Annotated in this window: 23 protein-coding genes; 9 read left to right on the top strand and 14 right to left on the bottom strand. The window is 70.6% G+C overall.

Features of this window, described 5'->3' with window-relative positions; all coding sequences use genetic code 11:
* Nucleotides 1–69 precede the first annotated feature (69 nt).
* On the top strand, nucleotides 70–816 hold the full coding sequence (locus tag AWC02_RS07260) for a cutinase family protein (protein ID WP_272818978.1): 747 nt from the start codon (nucleotides 70–72) through the stop codon (nucleotides 814–816).
* Nucleotides 817–831: 15 nt separating this feature from the next.
* Here AWC02_RS07260 and AWC02_RS07255 read toward each other — a convergent pair whose 3' ends face one another.
* Complete coding sequence (locus AWC02_RS07255) at nucleotides 832–1,608, bottom strand: S-methyl-5'-thioadenosine phosphorylase (RefSeq protein ID WP_085128206.1); 777 nt, start codon at nucleotides 1,606–1,608, stop codon at nucleotides 832–834.
* A 103-nt stretch (nucleotides 1,609–1,711) separates the two neighbouring features.
* On the opposite strand from AWC02_RS07255, the gene AWC02_RS07250 reads away from it, so the two are divergent.
* Entirely contained in the window at nucleotides 1,712–2,581 is an 870-nt protein-coding gene (locus tag AWC02_RS07250; protein WP_085128112.1) for a 1,4-dihydroxy-2-naphthoate polyprenyltransferase, read from the top strand.
* A gap of 71 nt (nucleotides 2,582–2,652) precedes the next feature.
* On the opposite strand, the gene AWC02_RS07245 is transcribed toward AWC02_RS07250, so the two are convergent.
* Nucleotides 2,653–2,949: a DUF4229 domain-containing protein gene (locus AWC02_RS07245; RefSeq protein ID WP_237160361.1), complete on the bottom strand. Its 297-nt coding sequence runs from the start codon at nucleotides 2,947–2,949 to the stop codon at nucleotides 2,653–2,655.
* Between the two features lie 76 nt (nucleotides 2,950–3,025).
* Here AWC02_RS07245 and AWC02_RS21175 point away from each other — a divergent pair, with 76 nt between their 5' ends.
* The gene (locus AWC02_RS21175; RefSeq protein WP_109559877.1) at nucleotides 3,026–3,175 is read left to right on the top strand and encodes a hypothetical protein; all 150 of its coding nucleotides are present in this window, start codon (nucleotides 3,026–3,028) and stop codon (nucleotides 3,173–3,175) included.
* Between the two features lie 27 nt (nucleotides 3,176–3,202).
* Here AWC02_RS21175 and AWC02_RS07240 read toward each other — a convergent pair whose 3' ends face one another.
* The 7 genes from AWC02_RS07240 to hemL form a co-directional block, all read right to left on the bottom strand.
* Nucleotides 3,203–4,534 (bottom strand): MinD/ParA family ATP-binding protein, encoded by a 1,332-nt coding sequence (locus tag AWC02_RS07240; protein ID WP_109559876.1) that lies wholly within the window; start codon nucleotides 4,532–4,534, stop codon nucleotides 3,203–3,205.
* A gap of 91 nt (nucleotides 4,535–4,625) precedes the next feature.
* Complete coding sequence (gene ccsB / locus AWC02_RS07235) at nucleotides 4,626–5,603, bottom strand: c-type cytochrome biogenesis protein CcsB (protein WP_085128110.1); 978 nt, start codon at nucleotides 5,601–5,603, stop codon at nucleotides 4,626–4,628.
* Nucleotides 5,604–7,199, bottom strand: coding sequence for a cytochrome c biogenesis protein ResB (gene resB / locus AWC02_RS07230; RefSeq protein ID WP_085128109.1), 1,596 nt, complete (start codon nucleotides 7,197–7,199; stop codon nucleotides 5,604–5,606).
* The gene (locus AWC02_RS07225) at nucleotides 7,199–7,981 is read right to left on the bottom strand and encodes a cytochrome c biogenesis CcdA family protein (protein ID WP_085128108.1); all 783 of its coding nucleotides are present in this window, start codon (nucleotides 7,979–7,981) and stop codon (nucleotides 7,199–7,201) included. The genes resB and AWC02_RS07225 overlap by 1 nt, the downstream gene beginning before the upstream one ends.
* On the bottom strand, nucleotides 7,978–8,568 hold the full coding sequence (locus AWC02_RS07220; RefSeq protein ID WP_085128107.1) for a TlpA disulfide reductase family protein: 591 nt from the start codon (nucleotides 8,566–8,568) through the stop codon (nucleotides 7,978–7,980). Before AWC02_RS07220 ends, AWC02_RS07225 begins: the two co-directional genes overlap by 4 nt.
* Nucleotides 8,569–8,570: 2 nt before the next feature.
* Nucleotides 8,571–9,179, bottom strand: a complete 609-nt coding sequence (locus tag AWC02_RS07215; RefSeq protein ID WP_085128106.1) for a histidine phosphatase family protein — start codon at nucleotides 9,177–9,179, stop codon at nucleotides 8,571–8,573.
* Nucleotides 9,179–10,498, bottom strand: a complete 1,320-nt coding sequence (gene hemL / locus AWC02_RS07210) for a glutamate-1-semialdehyde 2,1-aminomutase (protein WP_085128105.1) — start codon at nucleotides 10,496–10,498, stop codon at nucleotides 9,179–9,181. Before hemL ends, AWC02_RS07215 begins: the two co-directional genes overlap by 1 nt.
* 108 nt (nucleotides 10,499–10,606) lie before the next feature.
* Here hemL and AWC02_RS07205 point away from each other — a divergent pair, with 108 nt between their 5' ends.
* Both AWC02_RS07205 and AWC02_RS07200 read left to right on the top strand, forming a co-directional pair.
* Nucleotides 10,607–10,990, top strand: coding sequence for a nitroreductase family deazaflavin-dependent oxidoreductase (locus AWC02_RS07205; RefSeq protein ID WP_085128104.1), 384 nt, complete (start codon nucleotides 10,607–10,609; stop codon nucleotides 10,988–10,990).
* Nucleotides 10,991–11,374: a nitroreductase family deazaflavin-dependent oxidoreductase gene (locus tag AWC02_RS07200; protein ID WP_085128103.1), complete on the top strand. Its 384-nt coding sequence runs from the start codon at nucleotides 10,991–10,993 to the stop codon at nucleotides 11,372–11,374.
* 12 nt (nucleotides 11,375–11,386) lie between these two features.
* Here AWC02_RS07200 and AWC02_RS07195 read toward each other — a convergent pair whose 3' ends face one another.
* Nucleotides 11,387–12,751, bottom strand: a complete 1,365-nt coding sequence (locus AWC02_RS07195) for a PPE family protein, SVP subgroup (protein WP_237160369.1) — start codon at nucleotides 12,749–12,751, stop codon at nucleotides 11,387–11,389.
* 168 nt (nucleotides 12,752–12,919) lie between these two features.
* Here AWC02_RS07195 and AWC02_RS07190 point away from each other — a divergent pair, with 168 nt between their 5' ends.
* The 3 genes from AWC02_RS07190 to AWC02_RS07180 are packed head-to-tail and all read left to right on the top strand — an operon-like array spanning nucleotide 12,920 to nucleotide 15,834.
* Complete coding sequence (locus tag AWC02_RS07190; RefSeq protein WP_085128204.1) at nucleotides 12,920–13,963, top strand: ABC transporter permease; 1,044 nt, start codon at nucleotides 12,920–12,922, stop codon at nucleotides 13,961–13,963.
* 3 nt (nucleotides 13,964–13,966) lie between these two features.
* Nucleotides 13,967–14,956 carry an ATP-binding cassette domain-containing protein gene (locus AWC02_RS07185; protein WP_085128101.1) on the top strand — a complete coding sequence of 330 codons (990 nt, stop codon included), beginning with the start codon at nucleotides 13,967–13,969 and terminating at the stop codon, nucleotides 14,954–14,956.
* A gap of 44 nt (nucleotides 14,957–15,000) precedes the next feature.
* Nucleotides 15,001–15,834 (top strand): alpha/beta hydrolase, encoded by an 834-nt coding sequence (locus tag AWC02_RS07180; RefSeq protein ID WP_109560910.1) that lies wholly within the window; start codon nucleotides 15,001–15,003, stop codon nucleotides 15,832–15,834.
* Between the two features lie 44 nt (nucleotides 15,835–15,878).
* Here the strand turns inward: AWC02_RS07180 and AWC02_RS07175 are convergent, their stop codons facing one another.
* Genes AWC02_RS07175 through AWC02_RS07165 form a run of 3 tightly spaced genes read right to left on the bottom strand, consistent with a single transcriptional unit; the run spans nucleotide 15,879 to nucleotide 18,804 of the window.
* The gene (locus AWC02_RS07175; protein WP_085128202.1) at nucleotides 15,879–17,951 is read right to left on the bottom strand and encodes a heavy metal translocating P-type ATPase; all 2,073 of its coding nucleotides are present in this window, start codon (nucleotides 17,949–17,951) and stop codon (nucleotides 15,879–15,881) included.
* A 26-nt stretch (nucleotides 17,952–17,977) separates the two neighbouring features.
* A complete protein-coding gene (locus AWC02_RS07170; protein WP_085128100.1) occupies nucleotides 17,978–18,271 on the bottom strand; it encodes a hypothetical protein in 294 nt (97 codons plus the stop codon).
* The gene (locus AWC02_RS07165; RefSeq protein WP_085128099.1) at nucleotides 18,265–18,804 is read right to left on the bottom strand and encodes a hypothetical protein; all 540 of its coding nucleotides are present in this window, start codon (nucleotides 18,802–18,804) and stop codon (nucleotides 18,265–18,267) included. Before AWC02_RS07165 ends, AWC02_RS07170 begins: the two co-directional genes overlap by 7 nt.
* Before the next feature lie 156 nt (nucleotides 18,805–18,960).
* Between AWC02_RS07165 and AWC02_RS07160 the strand changes: the two genes are divergently transcribed.
* On the top strand, nucleotides 18,961–21,159 hold the full coding sequence (locus AWC02_RS07160; protein ID WP_237160360.1) for a cellulase family glycosylhydrolase: 2,199 nt from the start codon (nucleotides 18,961–18,963) through the stop codon (nucleotides 21,157–21,159).
* Here the strand turns inward: AWC02_RS07160 and AWC02_RS07155 are convergent.
* The coding region (locus tag AWC02_RS07155) for a hypothetical protein (protein WP_237160359.1) at nucleotides 21,160–21,574 on the bottom strand (415 nt) is incomplete at its 5' end.

Below are 21,574 nucleotides of genomic sequence, written 5' to 3'. Positions count from 1 at the left end.
AGGCGTTTATCGAACTCCAACGACGGGTAGCCGAAACTTTCTGCTCGTGAGCGCGGGCAAACAATACGGATGAAGGTCACGATGGACATCACTGCACTCGTCGCAACGACAACACGGCGCATCGCTCGGTATCTGGGCGCAGCGATGGTGCTGGGCGGTGCCGCACTGGTGGCCCCCGGCGTCCCATCCGTCTCGGCGCAACCCTGCCCCGACGTGGAGGTGGTGTTCGCGCGCGGCACCGGCGAGCCACCCGGCGTCGGCGGCATCGGTCAAGCCTTCGTCGATGCGCTGCGGGCCAAGGTGGGTGAGCGCTCCTTCGAGGTGTATCCGGTCAACTACGCCGCCAGCAATGATTTCGGCGGCGGTGTCGACTTCGCCCGCACCGTGGTCGACGGTATCCGAGACGCCGGCACCCATATCGAGAACACCGCCGCGAACTGCCCCAACACCCGTATCGTGCTGGGCGGCTTCTCACAAGGTGCGGCGCTGGCCGGCTACACCACGTCGGCCGAGGTTCCCAAAGAAGTCCCCGCCGCCTACCTCGCCTACCTCCCCCAGCCGATGCCGCCGTCAGTGGCCAACCACGTTGCGGCGGTCGTCTTGTTCGGCAAGCCTTCGGCGGAGTTCCTTGCGCCCAACGGCGCGCCACCAGTGCGGATCGGTCCACAGTATGCGTCCAAGGCCTTGGAACTGTGCGCCGACGGCGACACCATCTGTAACGGCGCCCCAGCCGGCGGCCCGCCCTTCGCACATGCGTCGTACGGCGTCAACGGCATGACTGAGCAGGGCGCCGAGTATGCGGCCGCCCACCTCTGAGCGCGCTACTTCGATTCAGGGCAGTTCGAACGGCAGCTGAACACCCGCGTGCGACAGGCAGTGCGTGCAGGTGCGCTCGGCGTCGATCTGTTCGATGGCTTGGTGCACCAGGTTTTTGAACGGCTCGATGTTCTTCTGGAACTCGGCGAACACGTCAACGGCCTTCACGCCGGCGCCGACGTCGACACCGGCATCCAAGTCGGTGACCAGAGCTACTGCGGCATAACACATTTCCAACTCCCGGGCCAGCACCGACTCGGGATACCCGGTCATGTTGACCAGCCGGAATCCGGCCGCGGCGAACCATTGACTTTCGGCGCGGGTGGAAAAGCGCGGGCCCTGGATCACCACCATGGTCCCGCCGTCGACGACGTCGGGCAGCCCGGTCACCGCGGCCCGCAGCGCGGGGCAGTACGGATCGGCGAACTCGACGTGCACACCGCCGTCGTCGAAGTAGGTGTCGACACGGCCGCGGGTGCGGTCCACCAGCTGGTCGGGGACCACCACCGAGCCGGGGGGCAGTTCCGGAGTCAGGCTGCCGACCGCACAGGGCGCCAGGATCCGCCGCACTCCCAGCGCCCGTAGCGCCCACATGTTGGCCCGATAGGGAACCGTGTGGGCCGAATACTCGTGCGCCGCGCCGTGCCGCGGCAGAAAGGCGACCTCGTGGCCGCCGACCGCACCGACGGTGATCTCGGCGCTGGGGCTCCCGTAGGGGGTGTCGCTGCTGACGCGGCGCGCGTCGTCGCCGAAGAAGGAGTAGAAGCCGCTACCGCCGATCACGCCCAGCATGCCCGCCGCTTCCTCCGCATCGCCTCGTCGCTCGCCGCCGACGGCCGCCCCGATCGGGTCGTCGCCGCCGAGCACGTTCCCCCGCTCATGCAAGGATCGTGCGGTGGCCAGCTTCGCACAATGGATAGAGGGGGCACGTCCCCGCACCCTGCCCAATGCGATCGCCCCGGTGGTCGCCGGAACGGGCGCGGCGGCGTGGTTGGGCGCTGCGGTGTGGTGGAAGGCCGTGCTGGCGCTGACCGTCGCGGTGGCGTTGATCATCGGGGTGAACTACGCCAATGATTACTCCGACGGCATCCGGGGCACCGACGACGACCGGAGCGGACCGGTACGCCTGGTGGGCGCCGGGCTGGCGCGCCCACGGGCGGTCCTGTCCGCAGCGATCGCCGCGCTGACGGTGGCAGCGCTGGCCGGCTTGGCGCTGGCCCTGCTCACCGCACCCTGGCTGCTGGCAGTCGGGGCGGTCTGCATTGCCGGAGCATGGCTCTACACCGGCGGGTCGCGACCGTACGGCTACGCCGGCTTCGGCGAGATCGCGGTCTTCGTGTTCTTCGGCCTGGTCGCGGTGCTGGGCACCCAATACACCCAAGCTCTGCGGATCGACTGGGTCGGCGGCGCGCTGGCAGTCGGGGTGGGCGCGCTGTCCTCGGCGGTGCTGGTGGCCAACAATCTGCGCGACATCCCCACCGACGAGCCGGCCGGCAAACTGACGCTGGCGGTCCGGCTCGGCGACGCCCGCACGCGGGTCCTCTACACGCTGCTGCTGGCGTTGGCCGGGGTGATGACGTTGGCGCTGATGCGGGCCACACCGTGGTGTGCGGCCGGCCTGATCGCCACGCCGCTGGCCCTGCGCGCGGCTGCGCCGGTGCGCTCCGGACTGCGCGGGGCGGCGCTGATCCCGGTGTTGCGCGATACCGGCCTGGTCATGTTGGTGTGGGCAACCGTGGAGGCGACGGCATTAGGGCTCCGTTGACGTTGTGCACGGACGGCGGCGCTGGCTAGCGCCGAGTTCGGCTGTGCGTGCGATACGAGCACAGCGCCGGCTCACTCCCCGCGCAGCCGGGCCTGCAGTTCCGCTCGCTCCTGGCGCCGGCGCTCCCCGGCCGCCGACAGGCTCTGAGTCGCCCGTCTGCGCAGCGGCGTGAAAAGCCACATCCCCAACGGCAGCGCGACGATCAGCGCCAGCATCGCCGCGATGATCGGCGGGAAGTCGCTGAGCCCGATCAGCCGGCCCAGCCCGTAGATCACCGCAGTCAGTACGACTACCAGCGCCAACCGTGCCACGGTGTACAGCGCCACATCGAGTACCGCACGGCCCGCCCGGGCCCGACCTGTCTCCACGATCATCAAGGGTACTGACGGGCCGGACCGGTTCATTGGCCGCTAAAGGTATATTCGGCGCCAGGAGGTGTCGCGAGTGCTCTACCTGCTCCTCGTCCTGACCCTGGGAACGCTGATCTACCTCGGCCTGCGTACGGCTCGCAGCCGGCCGAAGACGCGCGTGATCGGTCCCGACGACGATCCAGAATTCCTGTGGCGCATCAGCCACGGCGACAACCAGCCCTAGAGCTGCACCCGGGCCGCAACCGTCCGATCAGACGAAGTGCTGGTTGAACCGGTCGTCGCCCGGGAACGCCTCGGCGACGACGGCGGCCAGTTCGACCAGTGCCTCGCGGGTCTCCCGCTTCAGCCGCGATAGGTCGATCTCCGCGCCCTCTTCCAAGTGCGGGTCGAACGGCACCAACCGCACCGCGCGGCAGCGGCGGGAGAAGTGGTCGACCACTTTCTGCATGTCGACCTTGCCGGAGCGGGGCCGCACCGCGTTGATGACCGCGATCGAGTTACGCACCAGGTCCTCGTGGCCGTGCGCGTCGAGCCAGTCCAGCGTCGCCGAGGCACTGCGGGCACCATCGACCGAACCGGAACTGACCACGATCAGGGTGTCGGCCTTGGCGAGCACCGCCGACATGGCGGAGTGCATCAGACCGGTGCCGCAGTCGGTCAGGACCAGGCTGTAGAACCGCTCCAGTACCTGCAATGTGCTGGCGTAATCCTCGCCGCTGAAGGCCTCCGAGACCGCCGGGTCACTGTCGGAGGCCAGCACCTCGAGGCGGCTGGGCCCCTGGTTGGTGTAGCTGCGCACGTCGCTGTAGCGCTGGATGCCGTCGGCGTCGCGCAACAGGTGCCGCACCGTGGCCGGCGTCTCCATCGGCACCTTCTGGTTCAGCGTGCCGCGGTCGGGATTGGCGTCCACGGCGACCACCCGGTCGCCTCGGATGGAGGCGAACGTCGAGCCCAGGGTCGCGGTGATGGTGGTCTTGCCGACGCCGCCCTTCAGGGACAGCACCGCGATCCGGTGACAGCCCTGCAGCGGCCGGTTCACCTGCGACACCAAGTCGTTGAACCGGATGGTTCGGGGGCTCTCGCCGACATTGATGAGCTGACCGGACAGCACATAGAGCAGGCGCCGCCAGCCTGAGGTCGGCGGCGGCTTGACCTGCCGCAACAACGACGTGGTGGACAGGTCCGAGAACGGCGCGATGGACTCGGCGGGACGCTGGGGGGCATGGGCCGCACCGCCGGGGCTGCCGCCGTAGAAGACGGGAGCGGGGTTCTCCATCGGCTGTGGAATCCAGGTGGTGGAGGCGTTGGGGTTCCACGACTGTTGCCGGCCGCGGCCCTCCGCGGGGGTCGGCGGCCACGGGTCGACCGGTTCGGAGAACCGCCGCTCGGTGCGGAAGCCCCCGAAGGAACGGGTCTCCGGTGCCTCGGCACGCTGGTCGATCGACCCGGTGGCCCCGGAATCCGTTCCGGCGGCGGGGCGGTCAGCTGCCTCGCCGACGTGCTGGTACGGCCGGAACTGGGTGGTCGGATGGTCGGTCACGTCGTGGCTCGCAGTGGTATCACCGGATGCGTGGTCGGACACGTGATTCTCCCCTGTCAGCGTGGCTGGGACGTCGATGGACGCCGATAACCGCAGGGTAGCGCAGCCGTCATAAAGGAAACTGACAGCTTTATTAGCCGACTCCGGCGTAGGAGTGCAGGCCGACGGTCACGAGGTTGACGAAAAACAGGTTGAAGATCATCGCCGCGAAGCCCACCACGTTGATCCACGCCGCCTTGTAGTCGCGCCACCCGGCGGTGGACCGCGCGTGCAGGTAGGCGGCGTAGACCACCCACGCGATGAAGGAGACGGTCTCCTTGGGGTCCCAGCCCCAGTAGCGGCCCCACGCCCCCTCCGCCCAGATCGCGCCGAAGATCACGCCGAAGCCGAACACCGGGAACGCGAAAATGGTGGTCCGGTAGGCGATGCGGTCCAGGGTCTGCGCATCGGGCAGCCGGCGCACCATGCGCGCCAGGGCACCGGGCGTTTCGGGGTCGCTGAGCCGCGAGGAGCGGATCAGAAACAGAATGCTGGCCACCCCGGCCACCAGGAACACTCCGGATCCGATGCTGACCACCGAGACGTGGATCGGCAGCCAGTACGACTGCAGGGCCGGCATGACCGGCGCCGCCGTGGCGTAGAGCCAGCGCCCGGAGACCGTGAGCAGGATCAGCACCGGCAGCAGCACGAACACCCACAGGCTGCGGTGTTGCGGCCGGCGCAGCGCGACGGCGGAAGCCACCAACCCGGAGAAGCAGGTCAGGTTGATGAACTCGTACATGTTGCCCCACGGCGGGCGCAGCGTGGCGGCGCCGCGGAACACGATGCAGGCCAGCAGCAGGGCGATGCCCAGGTAGACCAGGGCCAGGCCGGCGCGGCCCACCCGCTCGCCCAGGGGCCGGCGCTGCGCGGGAACCACCAGCCCCGGCGTGGCACTGTCGGTGCGCACCCCGCCGGCCGCGACCAGCTCGGCCTCGGCCGGGGTGCGTGCCCGGCTGTAGGCCAGCTCGACGGCCAGCAGCAGCAGCGCCATGACCAGCACGATCATCGCCGAGGTGAACGCCCAGTCGGAGTAGCGCGCCAGCCCGATGTCGATATGACTCGTATTCACCTACGTCTCCTTGCCGAACAGCCGGGTGCTCAACCGCTCGAACTCGTCACCCCAGCCGGAGTTGTCGGTGCGAGCGAGCCCGCCCACCTCGACGTTCACCGTACCGGGCTGCCCACTCGGTCCCACCGGCGTGATCCGGATCCAGATCCGCCGGCGGCGCACCACCAGGGAGATCACCAGGCCGGCCATCATCGTCATGGCGAACACCAGCACCCAGATCTCCGCCGGGTCATGCGAGATCTGGATGTTGACGAACGGCAGCGCGCCGTCGAAACGCACCCGGGTGCCGTCGTCGAGACGGATCTCTTCACCGGCCTTGAGATTGGACCGGGCCACCTTGGTCAGCCGGCCCTGGTCGATCAGCCGGGAATCCAGACTGAACAGGCTCTGCGGCCGGCCGGTGTCGAGCCCGGTGTCCCCGCGGTAGACGTCGATCGCGACCGCGGGGTCGTTCATCGCGGGGAATGCCGATGACAGCAGCCGGTTGTCGAGTTGTTCGGTCGGCGCGAACAGCCCCTGGATGCCGATCTGGTGTTTCCGCCGCTCGGCGGCGTCGGGATAGGTCCCGGCCGGCGGGTCGATCCGGACCGCGCCCGACGACAACAGGGTCAGCGGGTTGTCCGGGCGGAACTGCACCGTCTGGGTCCGGGTCTGCCCGTCCGGGAAGACCACCGTGAAGGTGGGTGCGTAACCGTGCCCCTGCAGGTAGGCGCGCACACCGCCGACCCGCAGCGGGTGGTTGACCTCCAGCCGGTAGGGCCGCCACTGCCCGGTGGTCAAGTCCTCGCCGGCCTGGTAGTCGATGTGCGCGGTGAAGGACGTGGCCAGCCCGGTGGGCAGGTAGTCGGCGGTGAAGTCGTTGACCCGCACACACAACGGATGCAGTTTGGTGCCATCCACGGTGGCCCCGGCGCGGAACGAGTCGAACGCGGCGGGCGAGGCCGAGCAGAAACCCGGCCCGCCGTCGGCGATCACCATCACGTTGCCCTCGTAGCCGAACAGCCGGCCCACCGCAACGGCGCCCAGCAGCCCCAGCAACGCGAAATGGAAGACCAGGTTGCCGAACTCGCGCAGGTAGCCCTTTTCCGCCGACACTTCGACGGTGCCCTGCTCCGAACGGATCACCCGGCGCCAGCCGCGCAGCGCGTCCGCCATCTGGGCGCCGAGCTGTTCGGGGTCGCCGGCCAGGTGCGTCTGGGCGTGCTTGGGCAGCCGGGCCAGGTTGCGCGGCGCGGCGACCGGTACGGCGCGCAGGCTGCGCAGGTGCTCAAGGGTCCGGGGCGTCAGACAGCCGATCAGCGACACGCACAGCAGGACGTAGATGGCGGTGAACCAGAAGCTGGAGAAGACGTCGAACGCCTCCAGCCGGTCGAGCCAGGGCCCCAGTACCGGGTGCAGCGCCAAGTACTCGTCGACCTTGGCGGCGTTGAGGCTGCGTTGTGGCAGCAGTGCTCCCGGGATCGCGGCCAGCGCCAGCAGCACCAGCAGCACCAGCGCGGTGCCCATCGAGGTCAGCGCCCGCCAGGTGTTGCGGACCCGGGCGGCCAGCCGCGCGATCGGTCCCCGACGGGCCGGGGCGGTGGTGGGTGCGGCCATCAGATGGGAAGCCTGACATCGGAGACCAAGCCGTCTCGGATCACGGCGACGAAGTGGTCCCACACGCCGGTGAGCAGAGCCAGGCCCACCGCGATCAGCAGCACGCCGCCGAGCACCTGAATGGACCGGGTGTGCCGGCGCAGCCAGCCCAGCCCGGCCACTGCGCTGGCCGACCCGAAGGCCAGCGCCACGAACGGCACCCCCAGCCCCAGGCAGTAGGCGATCACCAGCAGAACTCCCCGGGCCACCCCGGCGCCGTCGGTGGTGGAGGCCACTGCGATCACGCCGGTCAGGGTCGGCCCCAGGCAGGGTGTCCAGCCGAGCGCGAACACCGCACCCAGAAGCGGTGCCCCGACCACGGTCGACAGCTGCGCAGGGGTGAAGCGAAGAGGGCGTTGCAGCGCCGGCACGAACCCGACGAACACCAACCCCATCAGAATCGTCACCACGCCGCCGACCCGCTGCAGCAGCACCTGGTTGGTGATCAGCGTGCTGGTCATGCCCAGCACGGCCACCGAGCCGAGCAGAAAGACCGCGGTGAATCCGGCGACGAACAGCGCCGCCGAACCCGCGACGCGCCACCGGGCGCCGGGAGGGGCTGCACCGGTATCGGGCAGGTCGGGCCTTTCTTCGACGCCGACCACCGCCGCCAGGTAGGACAGGTAGCCGGGCACCAGCGGCACCACGCACGGCGAGGCGAACGACACCAGCCCGGCCAGGGTCGACACCGCGACGGCCAGCAGCAACGGACCGGAGGTGACGGTGGCGGTGAAGCCGCTCACGGCGCCGCCTCGGCGGCCAACCGCTGCACGACGGGCTGCAGGTCTTCGGCAAGGACTTCGCGCAGGAACACCGCCGCCACCCGGTGCGCCCGGTCGAGCACCATGGTCGCCGGGATCACCGAGGAGGGATAGCGTCCGCCGAACGCGATCATGGTGCGCATGGCCGGGTCGTAGATCGACGGGTACGTCACCCGGCGATCGGCGATGAAGTCGCGGGGCGCCTGCGGGTCGGGGTCGCGGACGTCGATGCCCAGGAACGCAACGCCCTGGGCGCGGGTGGCGTCGTAAACCTGTTGCAGCTGGCTGACCTCGGAACGGCAGGGCCCGCACCACTGGCCCCAGACGTTGACGACGACGACCTGCCCGGGAAAGTCGGCCACGCTGAGGGTGCGGCCGGTGTCCATCAGGTCGGGCCCGGAGATCGGACCGGGCCGGCCGCGGGTTTCCGGCGGGTCGTAGACGATGTCGGTCTTGCCCCCGGGGGAGACGAATTCGAAGGTGCCGCCGTGTGTGACGGCGTCGTCGCCGACTGAACACCCCGAGATCAGGGCGGCCAGCACCGTCCCGACGATCAGCACGGCCCGCATCGTCAGCCGCCGGCCGGGACCTGGTAATCGACGTCGACGAGACGATCACCGGCGTAGATCAGCGTGGTCACCGACCCCACGTCGCACTGCCGGCGGCGCGGGTCGTGCCAGAGCCGGTTGCCGGTGAGGTGTTGACGGGCGGTCCAGACCGGCAGCTGATGGCTGACGCACACCGCCTCGTGGCCGGCGGCGCGGGCCCGCGCCTTGTCCACCGCGGCGGCCATGCGGGCGGCGATCTGGCCGTAGGGCTCGCCCCACGACGGGGTGAACGGGTCGCGCAGGTGCCACCAGAACCGGGGGTTGCGCCAGGCGCCGTCGCCGGGCGAAACCCGCTTGCCCTCGAAGATGTTGGCCGACTCGATCAGGTCATGGTCGGTGTCGATCGTCAGGTTGTGCCGGGCGGCGATCGGGGCGGCCGTCTCCTGGGCGCGCTGCAGCGGCGAGGCGATCACGGCGACGATGTCGCGGCCGGCCAGCAGTTCGGCGGCGGCCACGGCCTGGGCGCGGCCGGTGTCGGACAGCCGGAAACCGGGCAGCCGGCCGTAGAGAATGCCGTCGGGATTGTGCACCTCGCCGTGGCGGATCAGGTGGACGCGGGTTTCTTCGGCCATCAGTGGTTGGGCTCCGTGGTGGTGGCCGCGGCACGGGCCGCGGCGGGCAATGCGGTGGCGATCCGGTCGAACGCCTCCTCGGTGAGGGCCGCCGAGACGAACCATGCCTCGAAGGCACTGCACGGCGGGTAGACGCCGGCGTCCAGCAGCGAGTGGAAGAACGCCGGGAAGCGCCAGGTCTGGCTGGCCCGGGCGGCGGCGAAGTCGGTGACCGGTTCGTCGGCGAAGAACACGCTGAACATGTTTCCCGCGCGCGGAATCTGGTGCGGCACCCCGGCGGCTGTCAGCGCGTCGGCCAGCAGCACCGTCAGCCGGTCGGCGTTCTTGTCCAGCGCGGCGTAGACATCGTCGTCGGCGGCGCGCAGGGTGGCCAGGCCCGCGGCGGTGGCCACCGGGTTACCCGACAGGGTCCCGGCCTGATAGACCGGCCCCAGCGGCGCCAGCCGGTCCATCACGTCGGCCCGGCCGCCGAAGGCCGCAGCCGGCAGGCCGCCGCTGATCACCTTGCCGAAGGTGAACAGGTCGGCGTCCACGGGGTCCAGGCCGTACCAGCCACCGGCGCTCACCCGGAAACCCGTCATCACCTCGTCGATGATCAGCAGGGCGCCGTGTTCGGCGGTGATCGCCCGCAGTTCGGCGTTGAAGCCCGGCGCCGGCGGCACGACGCCCATGTTGCCGGGGCTGGCTTCGGTGATGACGGCGGCGATCTGGTCGCCGAACTCGGCGAAGGCCCCGCGGACGGCGTCGACATCGTTGTAGGGCAGCACGATGGTGTCGGCGGCGGTGGTGCCGGTGACCCCCGGCGACGACGGCAGGGCCAGGGTGGCCACCCCCGATCCGGCGTCGGCGAGCAGGGCATCGACGTGGCCGTGGTAGCAGCCGGAGAACTTGATGACCTTGGCCCGGCCGGTGAAGCCGCGGGCCAGCCGCAGGGCGCTCATGGTGGCTTCGGTGCCGGAGTTGACCAGCCGGACCTTGTGCACCGCGGGCACCCGGGCGATGATCTCGGCCGCCAGCTCGGTTTCGGTTCGGGTCGGCGCCCCGAAGGACAGGCCGGCGCCGGCCGCGGCGCGGACCGCCTCGACCACCGCGGGGTGGGCGTGGCCCAGGATCATCGGTCCCCACGAACAGACCAGGTCGACATAGCGGTGGCCGTCGGCGTCGGTCAGCCAGCAGCCGTGCGCCTCGGTGATGAAGCGCGGCGTGCCCCCCACCGCGGCGAACGCCCGAGCGGGCGAGTTCACCCCGCCGGGGATCACCGCGCAGGCCTCGGCGAACAACCGTTCCGATACTGCCGTGGCACCTTCCGCATTACCCACGACGCCCAGTGTCCCAGCCGATCCGGCCCGGTCGACTACGGGGTGTAGGAGTCAGTCACTGCGACTGGGTCTTGAGTGGGGCCACGACCACGGGGTTTGATGACTCTCATGCAACTACCGCAGCGGCTGGCCCGGTTCAACCGGCACGTCACCAACCCCATCCAGCGAATGTGGGCCGGCTGGGCCCCTACGTTCGGCATCCTCGAGCACGTCGGCCGGCGCTCCGGCAAGCCCTACCGGACCCCGCTGAGCGTGTTCAGCACCGATGACGGCGTGGCCGTTCTGCTGACCTACGGCCCGGACCGCGACTGGCTGAAGAACATCATGGCCGCCGGCGGTGCCCGGATGCGCCGCCGCGGTAAGACCTTCGAGGTCACCAATCCCCGGGTGGTGAGCCGGGCCGAGGCGGCCGAGCACGTGAACCCGCGCACCCGCAACGTCTTCGCCCGGTTGCCGTTCGAGCAGGCGGTGCTGCTCACCAGGCAGGGCTAGATGGTGCGCTTCTCCGACCGGCGCGCCCGCTTCAACAGGGTGGTGACCAATCCGCTGTTCCGGCCGTTTTGCGGGTGGGTGCCGATGTGGTCGCTGGTCGAGCACACCGGCCGGCGCTCCGGGACCACCTACCGCACCCCGGTCTCGATGTTTCACACCGACGACGGCGTCGCGGTGCTGCTGCCGTACGGCACCCGCCGCGACTGGGTGAAAAACCTGGAGGCCGCCGGCGGCGGGCGGGTCAAGGTCGGCGGAAAGACGTTCGCGGTGACCAATCCCCGGGTGGTGTCGACCGAGGAGGCGGTCGGGCGGCTGAAGCCTCCATGGCGTCAGTTGCTCGGGCGCGCCGGGGTCCCGCACACGTTGTTGCTGTCTCGCGCCTGAGACCGCGCCGGGTCACTGGCCCAGCAGGCGCATCTTCTGTTCGTTGTACTCGTCGTTGCTGATCAGGCCGCGGTCGCGCAGTTCGGCGAATTCGCGGATTTCGGCGGCGATGCCCATCTTCGTCGGCGCGGGGGCGCCGTCGCCATCGCCGGTCGCGGCGCCGGCCCCGGCGTCTGCGGCGGCCCGCTGCGGCGTCTGGACCGGCGCCGGCGCGTCGGCGCCTCCGCGGCCCCGACTGACCGAACCGGCCAGGGCGCTGCCGCCCATGCCCGCCAGCGCCATCTGGCTGAACGCCGTGCCGGCGCCGGCCAGCGATGCCGCCGGGGCAGCGCCGACGCCGGGCCCGACCAGCGGCTTGGTGTAGGACAGCGTGCGGATCTCCGGGGCGTTGGCCGCCCAGTTGACCGGCACCGAAAGATTCCCGGCGCTGAACGCCTCCCCCATCGCCGCCGACAGCCCGACGCCGGGAACCGCCGGCCGCGACGGGGTCAACGGGGAGAACAGGTCGATCGCGTTGAGGATCTCGTACTCCACCAGCTCCAGCTGGTCCTGCTCGGCGAGGATTTCGCGGGTGCTGGCGCTGGCCGAGGACCAGGCACCGGCGGACAGCGCCAGGGCAACCGCCGACAGCGCGTTCAGACCGAAGAGATCGGAGAGGCTGGGCAGCGTGAAGATGTCCTCGATCCCCTGGGCGGGCCCGACCACGGCCGCCGTCCCGACCTGCGCGGCGGCACTCTGCGGCGACCCGAAGATCCCCGAGGCCAGCTGGCCCAGCAGCGACTGCACATCCAGCGACGACGACGTGGCTTCGGCACTCGCCGCGGCGGCGGCCTGGCCGGCGGGCCCGGCGGGGTTGCTGGTCTGCGGCGGCTCCTCGAACGGCGCGAGGCCGGTGGCGGCCGCGGACGCCGCGGCGTAGGCGTACATCGCGGCCGCGTCCTGGGCCCACATCTCGCCGTACTCGGCCTCGGTGGCAGCGATCGCCGCGGTGTTGGTGCCCAGCACGTTGGTGGCGATCAGCAGCAGCAACTGGGCCCGGTTGGCCGCCACCACCGAGGGCGGGACCGTGGCGCTGTGTGCCGCCTCGTAGGCCGCCGCCGCCGCGTTCGCCTGCGCCGTCGTCTGGTCTATCTGCGCCGCGGTCGCGGCCATCCAGGCGACGTAGAGGTCGGCGGCCCGGCTCAGCGCCGTCGCGGACGGCCCCCGCCAGGCCTGGGCGGTCAGCTCGGCGATCACCGATTCATAGGATGCGGCGGCCGCGTGCAGCTCGGCCGACACCGCACCCCAGGCGGCGGCGGCCGCGCGCATCGGCGCGGATCCCGGCCCGGTATAGATACGCAGTGAGTTGATCTCCGGTGGCAGCGCAGCGTAGTTCATCACCGACCCCCTCCGTACGGCGTACGCCGGGCTCATGAAGCTGGCGTGTGTGTATTTGTAGCCCAAAAACCGGCCGTTGACTCAACCATTCTGGATTTGCCGAAACCGGTCGGGCGGGCCACCATCCACGATAGGCGCCGCACGCTGCGATAACATGCGCGCGTGCGGCTGTTAATCACCGCTCTTCGTGATCTGCAATGGCGATTACGCAGGTTCATCGTGGCCGTCGTGGGCACCGCGCTGGTCTTCGCCCTGACCCTGGTGCTGGCCGGTTTGACCCACGGTTTCCGGGTCGAGGCCGAAGACGTGGTCGATTCGCTGGGAATCGACGCCTACCTGATCCAGACGGCCGCGGTGGGGCCGTTCATGGGCTCGTCACGGTTCCCCCAGAACGAGCCCGGGAACGTCGCCCGGATCTCCGGCGTGCAGGCGGCGTTGCCCGTGGTCTACGGCAACACCATCGTGCAGGACGGCCGGTCGCCGCTGAACGTGAACATCTACGGCGTGCCCCGCGACGCGATGCCGCCACTGAGCGCCGGGCGGGTTCCGGCCGCACCCGACGAGATCGCGATGTCGACAACGCTGCGGCGCTCCCTCGGCGATGAGATCGAACTGGGCGCGGAGAAGCTGCGGATCGTCGGGCTGGTGGAGAAGTCGACGACGCTGGCCGGCCAGCCCAACGGCTTCCTGACGGTGGCCGGCGCCCAGCGGCTGATGTATTCGGGGCAGCGGGTGGCCTCCGCGATCGGCCTGCGGGGAAACCCGGCGCGGGTGCCGGCGGGCTACCGCGTGGTGGACCGGACCGCCGCCGTCGACGACATGGTCCGCCCGCTGGCAGGTGCGCAGATGGCCCTGTCGTACATGTCGATCCTGTTGTGGGCCGTGGCCGCCCTGATCGTCGGCTCGCTGGTCTACCTGTCGGCCCTGGAGCGCACCCGCGACTTCGCGGTGTTCAAGGCGCTGGGCGTCACCACCTGGATGGTGCTGGCGGGCCTGGCGCTGCAGGCGGTGGTGGTCGCGGTGAGCGCGGCGGTCCTCGGCGGCGTGCTGGCGGTGTCCATCGGCCCGCTGTTCCCGATGCTGGTCGCGGTGACGCCGTCGTCGTTCGCCCTGCTGATGGTGACCGCGGTGGGCATCGGCCTGCTTGCCAGCCTGGCCGGTGTGCGGCACGCGGTGGCCGTGGACCCGGTGCTGGCGTTCGGGGGGCCGTAGCCGATGGGGGACTTGCGGATCCGCGATCTGGTGATCGAGTACGCCACCGGCGGCGGGGACCCGGTGCGTCCCATTCACGGCTTGAGCCTGGACGTCCCGGCCGGTTCGCTGGTGGTGGTGCTGGGCCCCAGCGGCTGCGGAAAGACCACCCTGCTGTCCTGCCTGGGCGGCATCTTGAGCCCCACCGCCGGCCAGATCCGGTTCGGCGCCACCGACGTCACTGCACTGCGCAGACGCGACCTCACCGCTTACCGCCGGCGCACCGTCGGAATCGTCTTCCAGGCGTTCAATCTGGTGCCGAGCCTGACGGCGCTGGAGAACGTGATGGTCCCGATGTGGGCGGCCGGCTGGACACAATGGTCGGCTCAGGAGCGCGGCCGCGACCTGCTGACCCGGGTCGGCCTGGCCGACCGGACGCATCACCGGCCCGGGCAGCTCAGCGGCGGCCAGCAGCAGCGGGTGGCGGTGGCCCGCGCGCTGGCCCTGGATCCGCCCTTGATCCTGGCCGACGAACCCACCGCGCAATTGGATTACGCCCGGGCCGGCGAGGTGGTGCAACTGCTGCGGCTGCTGGCCGCCGGTGACCGCGTCGTGGTGGTGGCCACCCACGACACCCGGATCGTGCCCCTGGCCGACATCGTCGTCGAGCTGTCCCCGTCCGCGATGCCCGAGCGGTCCCCGCAGGCCCCGGTCCGCCTTGGGCCCGGCTCGGTCCTGCTGGAACAGGGCACCGTCGAGGACCTGATCTACGTGGTCACCGAAGGGGAGGTGGAGATCGCCCCGCACCCTGCCGACCCCGGCGGCGGCCCGCTCAAGATCGGCAAGTCCGGCCACTTCACCGGTCCGCTCGGGCCCCTGGTGCGGATTCCCCGCTCCGCTGCGGTCCGGGCACCACGGGAAGCGACCCTGATCGGTTACACCGTGGAGGCGTTCCGCGAGCGCTTCGGCCGCAGCCCGCACCCGGACGTTCCTAACGAACCGGCATCAACCTGATCAAGGGTGGTGCGCCGGGCTGCTCCGCCCCGGGCCGCCGCGCGATGATGCTGTCCATGGCTGATGTGACCCGCCGGGCTGCTTTGCGCCTTGGGGTCGGCGCGGTGGGGGCTGCGGGCCTGTTCGGAGCGGTTGCGCTTCGGCGCCCGGCCGCCTCCCGGGCCACCGGTAACAGCTATCCGACCTTGGAATCCGGGTCGTTCGTCTCGGCGGCTCGTGGCGGCGTCGAGACCAACTGGATCATCGCCCGCCCGCCGGGGCAGACCGCTCCCCTGCGCCCCGTGATCGCGCTGCACTGCAAGGACGGCGATGCGGCATGGGTGATGGATCTGGGCGTGGAGGAGGAGCTGGCGAAGCTGGCCGCGGCAGGCCGGCCCCCGTTCGCGGTGGTGGCCGTCGACGGCGGCAACTCCTACTGGCGGCCGCACAGCTCCGGCGAGGACTCCGGCGCCATGGTGCTGCACGAGCTGATCCCGATGCTGACCGAGAAGGGCATCGACACCTCCCGCGTCGCGTTCATGGGCTGGTCAATGGGCGGCTACGGCGCACTGCTGCTGGGCACCCGTCTGGGCCCGGCACGCACCGCGGGCATCTGCGCCATCAGCCCGGCGATCTACATGACCTATTTCGGCGCGCCCGCCGGCGCGTTCGACAGTGTCGATGACTGGCGGACCAACTCGGTGTTCAACCTGGTGCCGCGGTTGGCGCCGATCCCGCTGCGGGTGGACTGCGGTACCGGGGACAGCTTCGCTTACGCGACCAAGAGTTTCATCGCCCAGCTGAATCCGCCGCCGGCCGGGGGCTTTTCGCCCGGCGGCCACGACGTGTCCTACTGGCGCAGCCAGCTGCCCGCGCAGTTGGCCTGGCTGGACTCCTGACTCCGGCCGGACAGAGCGCAACACCCCGGCCGACTGTCCCGGCCTTATCGCGCGAAACGCCGAAGCCGCAGGCTGTTGGCGACCACCAGGACCGATGAGGCGGCCATCGCCGCGCCCGCGATCATCGGGTTGAGCAACCCGGCCGCCGCGAGCGGGATGGCCGCCACGTTGTAGCCGAACGCCCAGACGAGGTTCTGCCGGATGATGCGCAGGGTGCGCGCCGACAGCCGAAGGGCGGTGGGCACGGTGCCGAGGTCGCCGCGCACCAGGGTGACATCACCGGCCTCGATGGCGGCATCGGTGCCGGTGCCCATCGCCATCCCGATATCGGCGGTGGCCAGCGCCACCGAATCGTTGACGCCGTCACCGACCATGGCCACCCGCCGGCCGTCGGCCTGCAGGCGCTTGACCTCGGCGGCCTTGTCCGCGGGCAAGACGTCGGCGATGACGTTGCCGGGGTCGATACCGACCTGTCCGGCCACCCTGCGGGCCGCCGCCGCGCCGTCGCCGGTGAGCAGGATCGGCGTGATGTCCATGGCTTTGAGCTGCGCCACCGCGGCCGCGCTGGTGGGCCGGACCGTGTCGGTCACGATGATCGTCCCGCGCACCTGCCCCTCCCAGCAGACCTCCACCGCGGTCCCGGTCTCGTCCGCGGCGGCCGCCCGCGCGACCTCGACCCGCAGGCCGTCGACGACCCCGGTCACACCGTGGCCGGGTTTGCTGACGAAATCGGTCACCGGGGCGATCTGCAGGCCGGCGGCCTTGGCCCCGGCGACGATGGCTGTGGCGATCGGATGCTCGGACGCCGACTCGACGGCGGCGGCTCGGGCCAGCACCGTGTCCGGGTCCTCGCCCGGTTCGGCCGCGAGGCCGCCGACGGACATCACGCCGCTGGTAACGGTGCCGGTCTTGTCCAGCACGACGGTGTCGATGTCCTTGACGGTCTCGAGCACCTGCGGGTTCTTGATCAGGATGCCCAGCTGCGCACCACGGCCGGTGCCGACCAGGATGGCGGTCGGCGTGGCCAACCCGAGCGCGCACGGGCAGGCGATGATGAGCACGGCCACCGCCGCGGTGAACGCCGCCGCGGCGGACGCGCCGGTCAGCAGCCAGCCGGCCAGCGTGAGCGCAGCGATACCCAGCACTGCGGGCACAAACACCGCCGAGACCCGATCGGCAAGTCGCTGGACCGAGGCCTTGCCGGCCTGGGCGTCGGCGACCATGGTGGCCATCCGCGCCAGCTGGGTGTCGGCGCCGACTTTGGCGGCCCGAACCAACACCCGCCCGGTGGTGTTGAGCGAACCACCCAGCACCGAATCGCCGGCGGCGACGTCCACCGGTAGCGGCTCGCCGGTCATCGCCGAGGTGTCCAAGGCGCTGGCGCCGTCGACGACGACGCCGTCGGCGGCGACGCGCTCTCCCGGCCGCACGACGATGACGTCGCCGACCCGAAGGTCCGCGATCGGCACCCGGGTCTCGGTGGACCCGTCCGCGCTGATGACCGTGGCGTCTTTGGCGCCGAGCTCCAGCAGTTCCCGCAGGGCTGCCCCCGCCGACCGTTTGGCGTGCGATTCGGCGTAGCGGCCGGCCAGCAGGAACACCGTGACCACGGCGGCCACTTCGAAGTACACGTGGCCCGACCCCGTGAACACCGCCACCACCGACCACAGATAGGCGGCGCAGGTGCCCAGCGAGACCAGGGTGTCCATGGTGGCGGCGCGGTGCACCGCGGTGCGCGCAGCGGCGCGGTGGAAGGGATATCCGCCCCAGACCACGATCGGGGTGGTCAGCGCGAGCGCGACCCACTGCCAACCGCTGAACTGCCAGGCCATCACCATCGACAGCACCACCACGGGCACGGCCAGCAGAGCCGAGCCGATCAGCCGGGTGCGCAGTTGGCCGGCGGATACGTCGGCGTGCTCGTGGTGTTCACCGGCCGAACCGAGCACGACGGCCTGGTATCCGGTCGCTTCGACGGTGTTCACCAGGTCGGCCGGCGAGACCCGGGGCTCATGTTCGATGTGGGCTCGCTCGACCGCGAAGTTGACCGTGGCCTGCACCCCGTCCAGGGCGTTCAAGGCGCGCTCCACCCGCGCCGCGCACGACGCACACGTCATTCCCCGCAGCTCGAGGTCGGTGGTGATCACGCCGCCGATGATACCCCCGTGGGGTATCTAGCCGGGGTGGTGCGGCGGGCCCGGTGCAGCCGCGCGGCACCCATCACCGCCAGCACCCCGGCCGTCGTCGCCAAGACCCATGCCAGCAGCAGCATCGGGGGGTGGTAGCCGATCGAGACGGTGGCCGGTTCGCCGTCGATGACCGGCGCGACCACCACCGGGTAGCGCACCTGCAGCCAGCTGGCCGCGCAGCCCACCGCCGCGGCGGCGGCCAGGGCCAGTTCGGCCAGGGCCCGGATGAGCGGGGCGGTTCTCACCACGCCGATCCATCGTCGGCGTCGGTCTCAGCGGGGCCGCCCGGCGGAACGGTCTCGGGGATCAGCTCTCCCAGCGCCGCACGCAGCCGGCGATGGTCGCGCGCCCACGCCTGCACGGTGCGCCGCCCGCTCAGCCGCAGGCCGATCCCCACCCGGCGCCGGGGCACGCCGCTCAGCTCCCCGAGCGCGCGGGATTCCTGCCACTTCTGCAGCACCTGCTTGCCCCAACCGGTGGGCCGTTCGGCCTCGGGATAGAGCGCAACGATGTCGGCCACCCGAATGGTCTCGGTGCCTTGGCGCAGGGTGTCCTCGGTGAGTTCGACCGAGGTGTGGATACGCGCGGCTTTCACCTGGATGGCGAGCATGAGCGAGACGAGCACCAGCAGGATCGCCGGGACCAGCGGCTGGAAACCGAAGCCGCTGGAGTGCTGGATCACCAAGAGCAGGCCCGCGGAGATCGGGCCGAAGAGCACCCAGTACCAACTGGCACCGCTCTCGAAGAACAGCGGTGCGGGTTGCGGCTGGGAAGCAGACATGTCGGGTCAGCCTAACGCGGCGCCCAAACACGCTGCACAGGACCGCGGCATCGCGCGATTTTCGGCGATCCTTACCTTACGCGCAAGTAGGTTGAGTTAGATTTTGGCCTGCATACATGCTTTGCACAGGTTGTCCTGCCTTGGAGAGGACTTCGGATGAAGCGCCGCAACCGCACCGCAGCAGAGCCCGCCCTGCGCACCCGAGTCGTCGGTCTGGCCGCCTCCACCGGGGCGCTGCTGACGTTCGGGATGGGGCCGCTGGCCGCTGCGCCCGGAGCCCACGCTGACTTCTTCGACCCCCTGACCGACCAGATCCTGGAACCGTTTCTGGACGCCACGACCGGCGCCCCGGACTGGGACGCGGTGTTCTCACCGGACGCCTGGGAGACCTTCCTGAGCGCCGAGCACTGGGATGCCGCTCTGAGCGCGTTCAGCGGCGCAGCCCTGGCCGGACCCGCGGTCGATCCCAACACCTGGCTGCTGCAGTACCTCTACACCCCGATCCACGCCGGCCTCGACGAGGCGGTCAACAGCGATCTCGGCCAACTGCTGCTCAGCGTGGTCAACCAACCCAGCCTCCTGCTCACCGGCCGCCCCCTGATCGGCGACGGCGTGGACGGAACCGCCGCTGCGCCCAACGGCGGCCATGGCGGCTGGTTGTTCGGCGACGGTGGGGACGGTTGGGACAACACCGAATCCGGCGGAATGGGTGGAGCCGGCGGCAACGCCGGCATGATCGGCAACGGCGGCGACGGAGGCGACGGCGCAGACGGCGGCCTCGGCGGTAACGGCGGGGACGGCGGCAGCGGCGGCTGGCTAATCGGCATCGGCGGCCTCGGCGGGGACGCCGGGGACGGGGTCTACAGCGGCCCCGGCGACCTGCCGGCCCTCGGCGGCGCGGGCGGCAACGCCGGCCTGCTGGTCGGCGCCCACGGCGATCATGGCCACTTCGGCACTCTCGACGGTGCCCCGGCCGCCGTCGCCGGGATCAGCACCACCGGGACCTGGATCACCGGCGCTGACGGCCGGGTGCTGGTCATGCACGGTTTCAACGAGGTCTACAAGATTCCGCCGTATGAGCCGGCCGCCGGCGGATTCGACGAGGACGACGCGGCGTTCCTGGCGGCCAACGGCTTCAACTCGGTGCGGCTGGGCGTCATCTGGGCGGGAGTGGAGCCGCAGCCCGGCGTCATCGACTACAACTACCTGGCCTCGATCCAGACGACCGTGCAGATCCTGGGCAGATACGGCATCGTCAGCATCATCGACTTCCACCAGGACGACTTCAGCCCGGTCTTCCGCGGCGAGGGCGCGCCGGAGTGGGCCACCCAGACCGGCGGACTGCCCAACCCCGACATCGGCTTCGGACTCAACTACCCGCTGAACCCCGCCCAGAACCACGCTTGGGATGCGTTCTGGTCCAACGCCAAAGGCCCCGACGGGGTGGGGCTGCTCAACCACTACGCGCGCATGACCCAGGCCGTCGCGGACTACTTCAAGGACGACCCCAACATCGCCGGCTACGAGATCATCAACGAACCGTGGCCCGGGTCGACATGGCTGTCAACGATCTTCGGCAATTCCTACTTCGAAGCTCAACAGCTGACTCCGTTCTACAACCAGGTCAGCGCGGCGATCCGGTCCGTCGACCCGACCACACCGATGATCTACGAGCCCAACACCCTGTTCAACGAGGCGGTGCCGACGCAGTTGCGCGAGGTGGACGACCCCCACGGCGTCTTCGCGTTCCACGACTACTGCATGCTGACCAGCGTGAGCGCGGCCCTCTCGCCGCTGTGCCCGGACTACATCGACCTGCTGGCCGCCAACGGCGAGGCCTACACCAGCAGGTACGGGGTGCCGGGAATGATCACCGAGTACGGATCGGCGAACGGCGCCGACGAAATCATGCGGGTGATGAACAACGCCGACCAGCGGATGTGGGGCTGGTCGCAGTGGGCCTACAACGGCACGCCCAGCCTCACCGGCAGCGGCCCCTGGGCGGCGCTGGTCTATGACCCCAGCAAGCCGCCGGTCGGCGACAACGTCGACTGGGCCAGGCTGGAGGCGACGGCGGTGCCCTACGCGCAGGCCGTCGCCGGCACCCCGATCTCCTGGTCGTACGGAGACGGCGTCTTCCAGCTCAGCTACTCCACCGAGATGGCCAGCGGCGCAGGCCACTTCGCTGCCGGCGCCCAGACCGAGATCGCGGTGCCGACCATTCAGTACCCCGACGGCTACCAGGTCAGTGTCACCGGCGGGCACGTGGTCTCGGCACCCGGCGCACCGGTGCTGGTCATCGCCGCCGACGGTGCCGGCACCGTCGAGGTCGTCGTGACGCCGGCGGCCGGGTGACTACCGGACGAAGTAGGCGTTGGCCTCCGCGCGGTGCAGCAGGAACGTGCCCGTGGCGATCAGCACCGATCCGACGATTCCGGTGATTGCAGCCAGGACGGCGACCGACGGCCGCGCGTCGGCGTCGGTGAGCCCGCTGAGCCCATACGCCATCGCGCCGATTCCCCCGCCGGTCAGCACGGTGCGCGCCCACCGGTATCCCGACCGCATCAACATCAGAAACGTCGCGACCACCACCATCACCACGATGGCCGTGAGCGCCGCGACCGGATAGACGATCTCGGGACCCGCGATCTGCGGGCCGGTCAGCATGTTCACCACGTATTCGCACGTCATCAGCGGCAGGGCGACCAGCCACAGCCAGAACGCGGTGTCGACATCGGCGGGGCGGGGGGGCGCGCCCTCGGCCGGGGGG

Source organism: Mycolicibacter engbaekii (assembly GCF_002101585.1).
Classification (GTDB): Bacteria; Actinomycetota; Actinomycetes; order Mycobacteriales; family Mycobacteriaceae; genus Mycobacterium; species Mycobacterium engbaekii.
Note: the sequence above shows the minus strand (reverse complement) of the source record. Positions and strands in the feature narration are given on the sequence as shown.

Coding starts and splice junctions, on each gene's coding strand:
- AWC02_RS07220 (WP_085128107.1), bottom strand. CDS start 8,568: ATGCGGGCCGTGCTGATCGTCGGGACGGTGCTGGCCGCCCTGATCTCG.
- AWC02_RS07195 (WP_237160369.1), bottom strand. CDS start 12,751: ATGAACTACGCTGCGCTGCCACCGGAGATCAACTCACTGCGTATCTAT.
- AWC02_RS07185 (WP_085128101.1), top strand. CDS start 13,967: ATGGGGGACTTGCGGATCCGCGATCTGGTGATCGAGTACGCCACCGGC.
- AWC02_RS07175 (WP_085128202.1), bottom strand. CDS start 17,951: ATGACGTGTGCGTCGTGCGCGGCGCGGGTGGAGCGCGCCTTGAACGCC.
- AWC02_RS07215 (WP_085128106.1), bottom strand. CDS start 9,179: ATGGCCGAAGAAACCCGCGTCCACCTGATCCGCCACGGCGAGGTGCAC.
- AWC02_RS07200 (WP_085128103.1), top strand. CDS start 10,991: ATGGTGCGCTTCTCCGACCGGCGCGCCCGCTTCAACAGGGTGGTGACC.
- AWC02_RS07205 (WP_085128104.1), top strand. CDS start 10,607: ATGCAACTACCGCAGCGGCTGGCCCGGTTCAACCGGCACGTCACCAAC.
- AWC02_RS07160 (WP_237160360.1), top strand. CDS start 18,961: ATGAAGCGCCGCAACCGCACCGCAGCAGAGCCCGCCCTGCGCACCCGA.
- AWC02_RS07165 (WP_085128099.1), bottom strand. CDS start 18,804: ATGTCTGCTTCCCAGCCGCAACCCGCACCGCTGTTCTTCGAGAGCGGT.
- AWC02_RS07260 (WP_272818978.1), top strand. CDS start 70: ATGAAGGTCACGATGGACATCACTGCACTCGTCGCAACGACAACACGG.
- AWC02_RS07180 (WP_109560910.1), top strand. CDS start 15,001: ATGATGCTGTCCATGGCTGATGTGACCCGCCGGGCTGCTTTGCGCCTT.
- AWC02_RS07255 (WP_085128206.1), bottom strand. CDS start 1,608: ATGCTGGGCGTGATCGGCGGTAGCGGCTTCTACTCCTTCTTCGGCGAC.
- resB (WP_085128109.1), bottom strand. CDS start 7,199: ATGGCCGCACCCACCACCGCCCCGGCCCGTCGGGGACCGATCGCGCGG.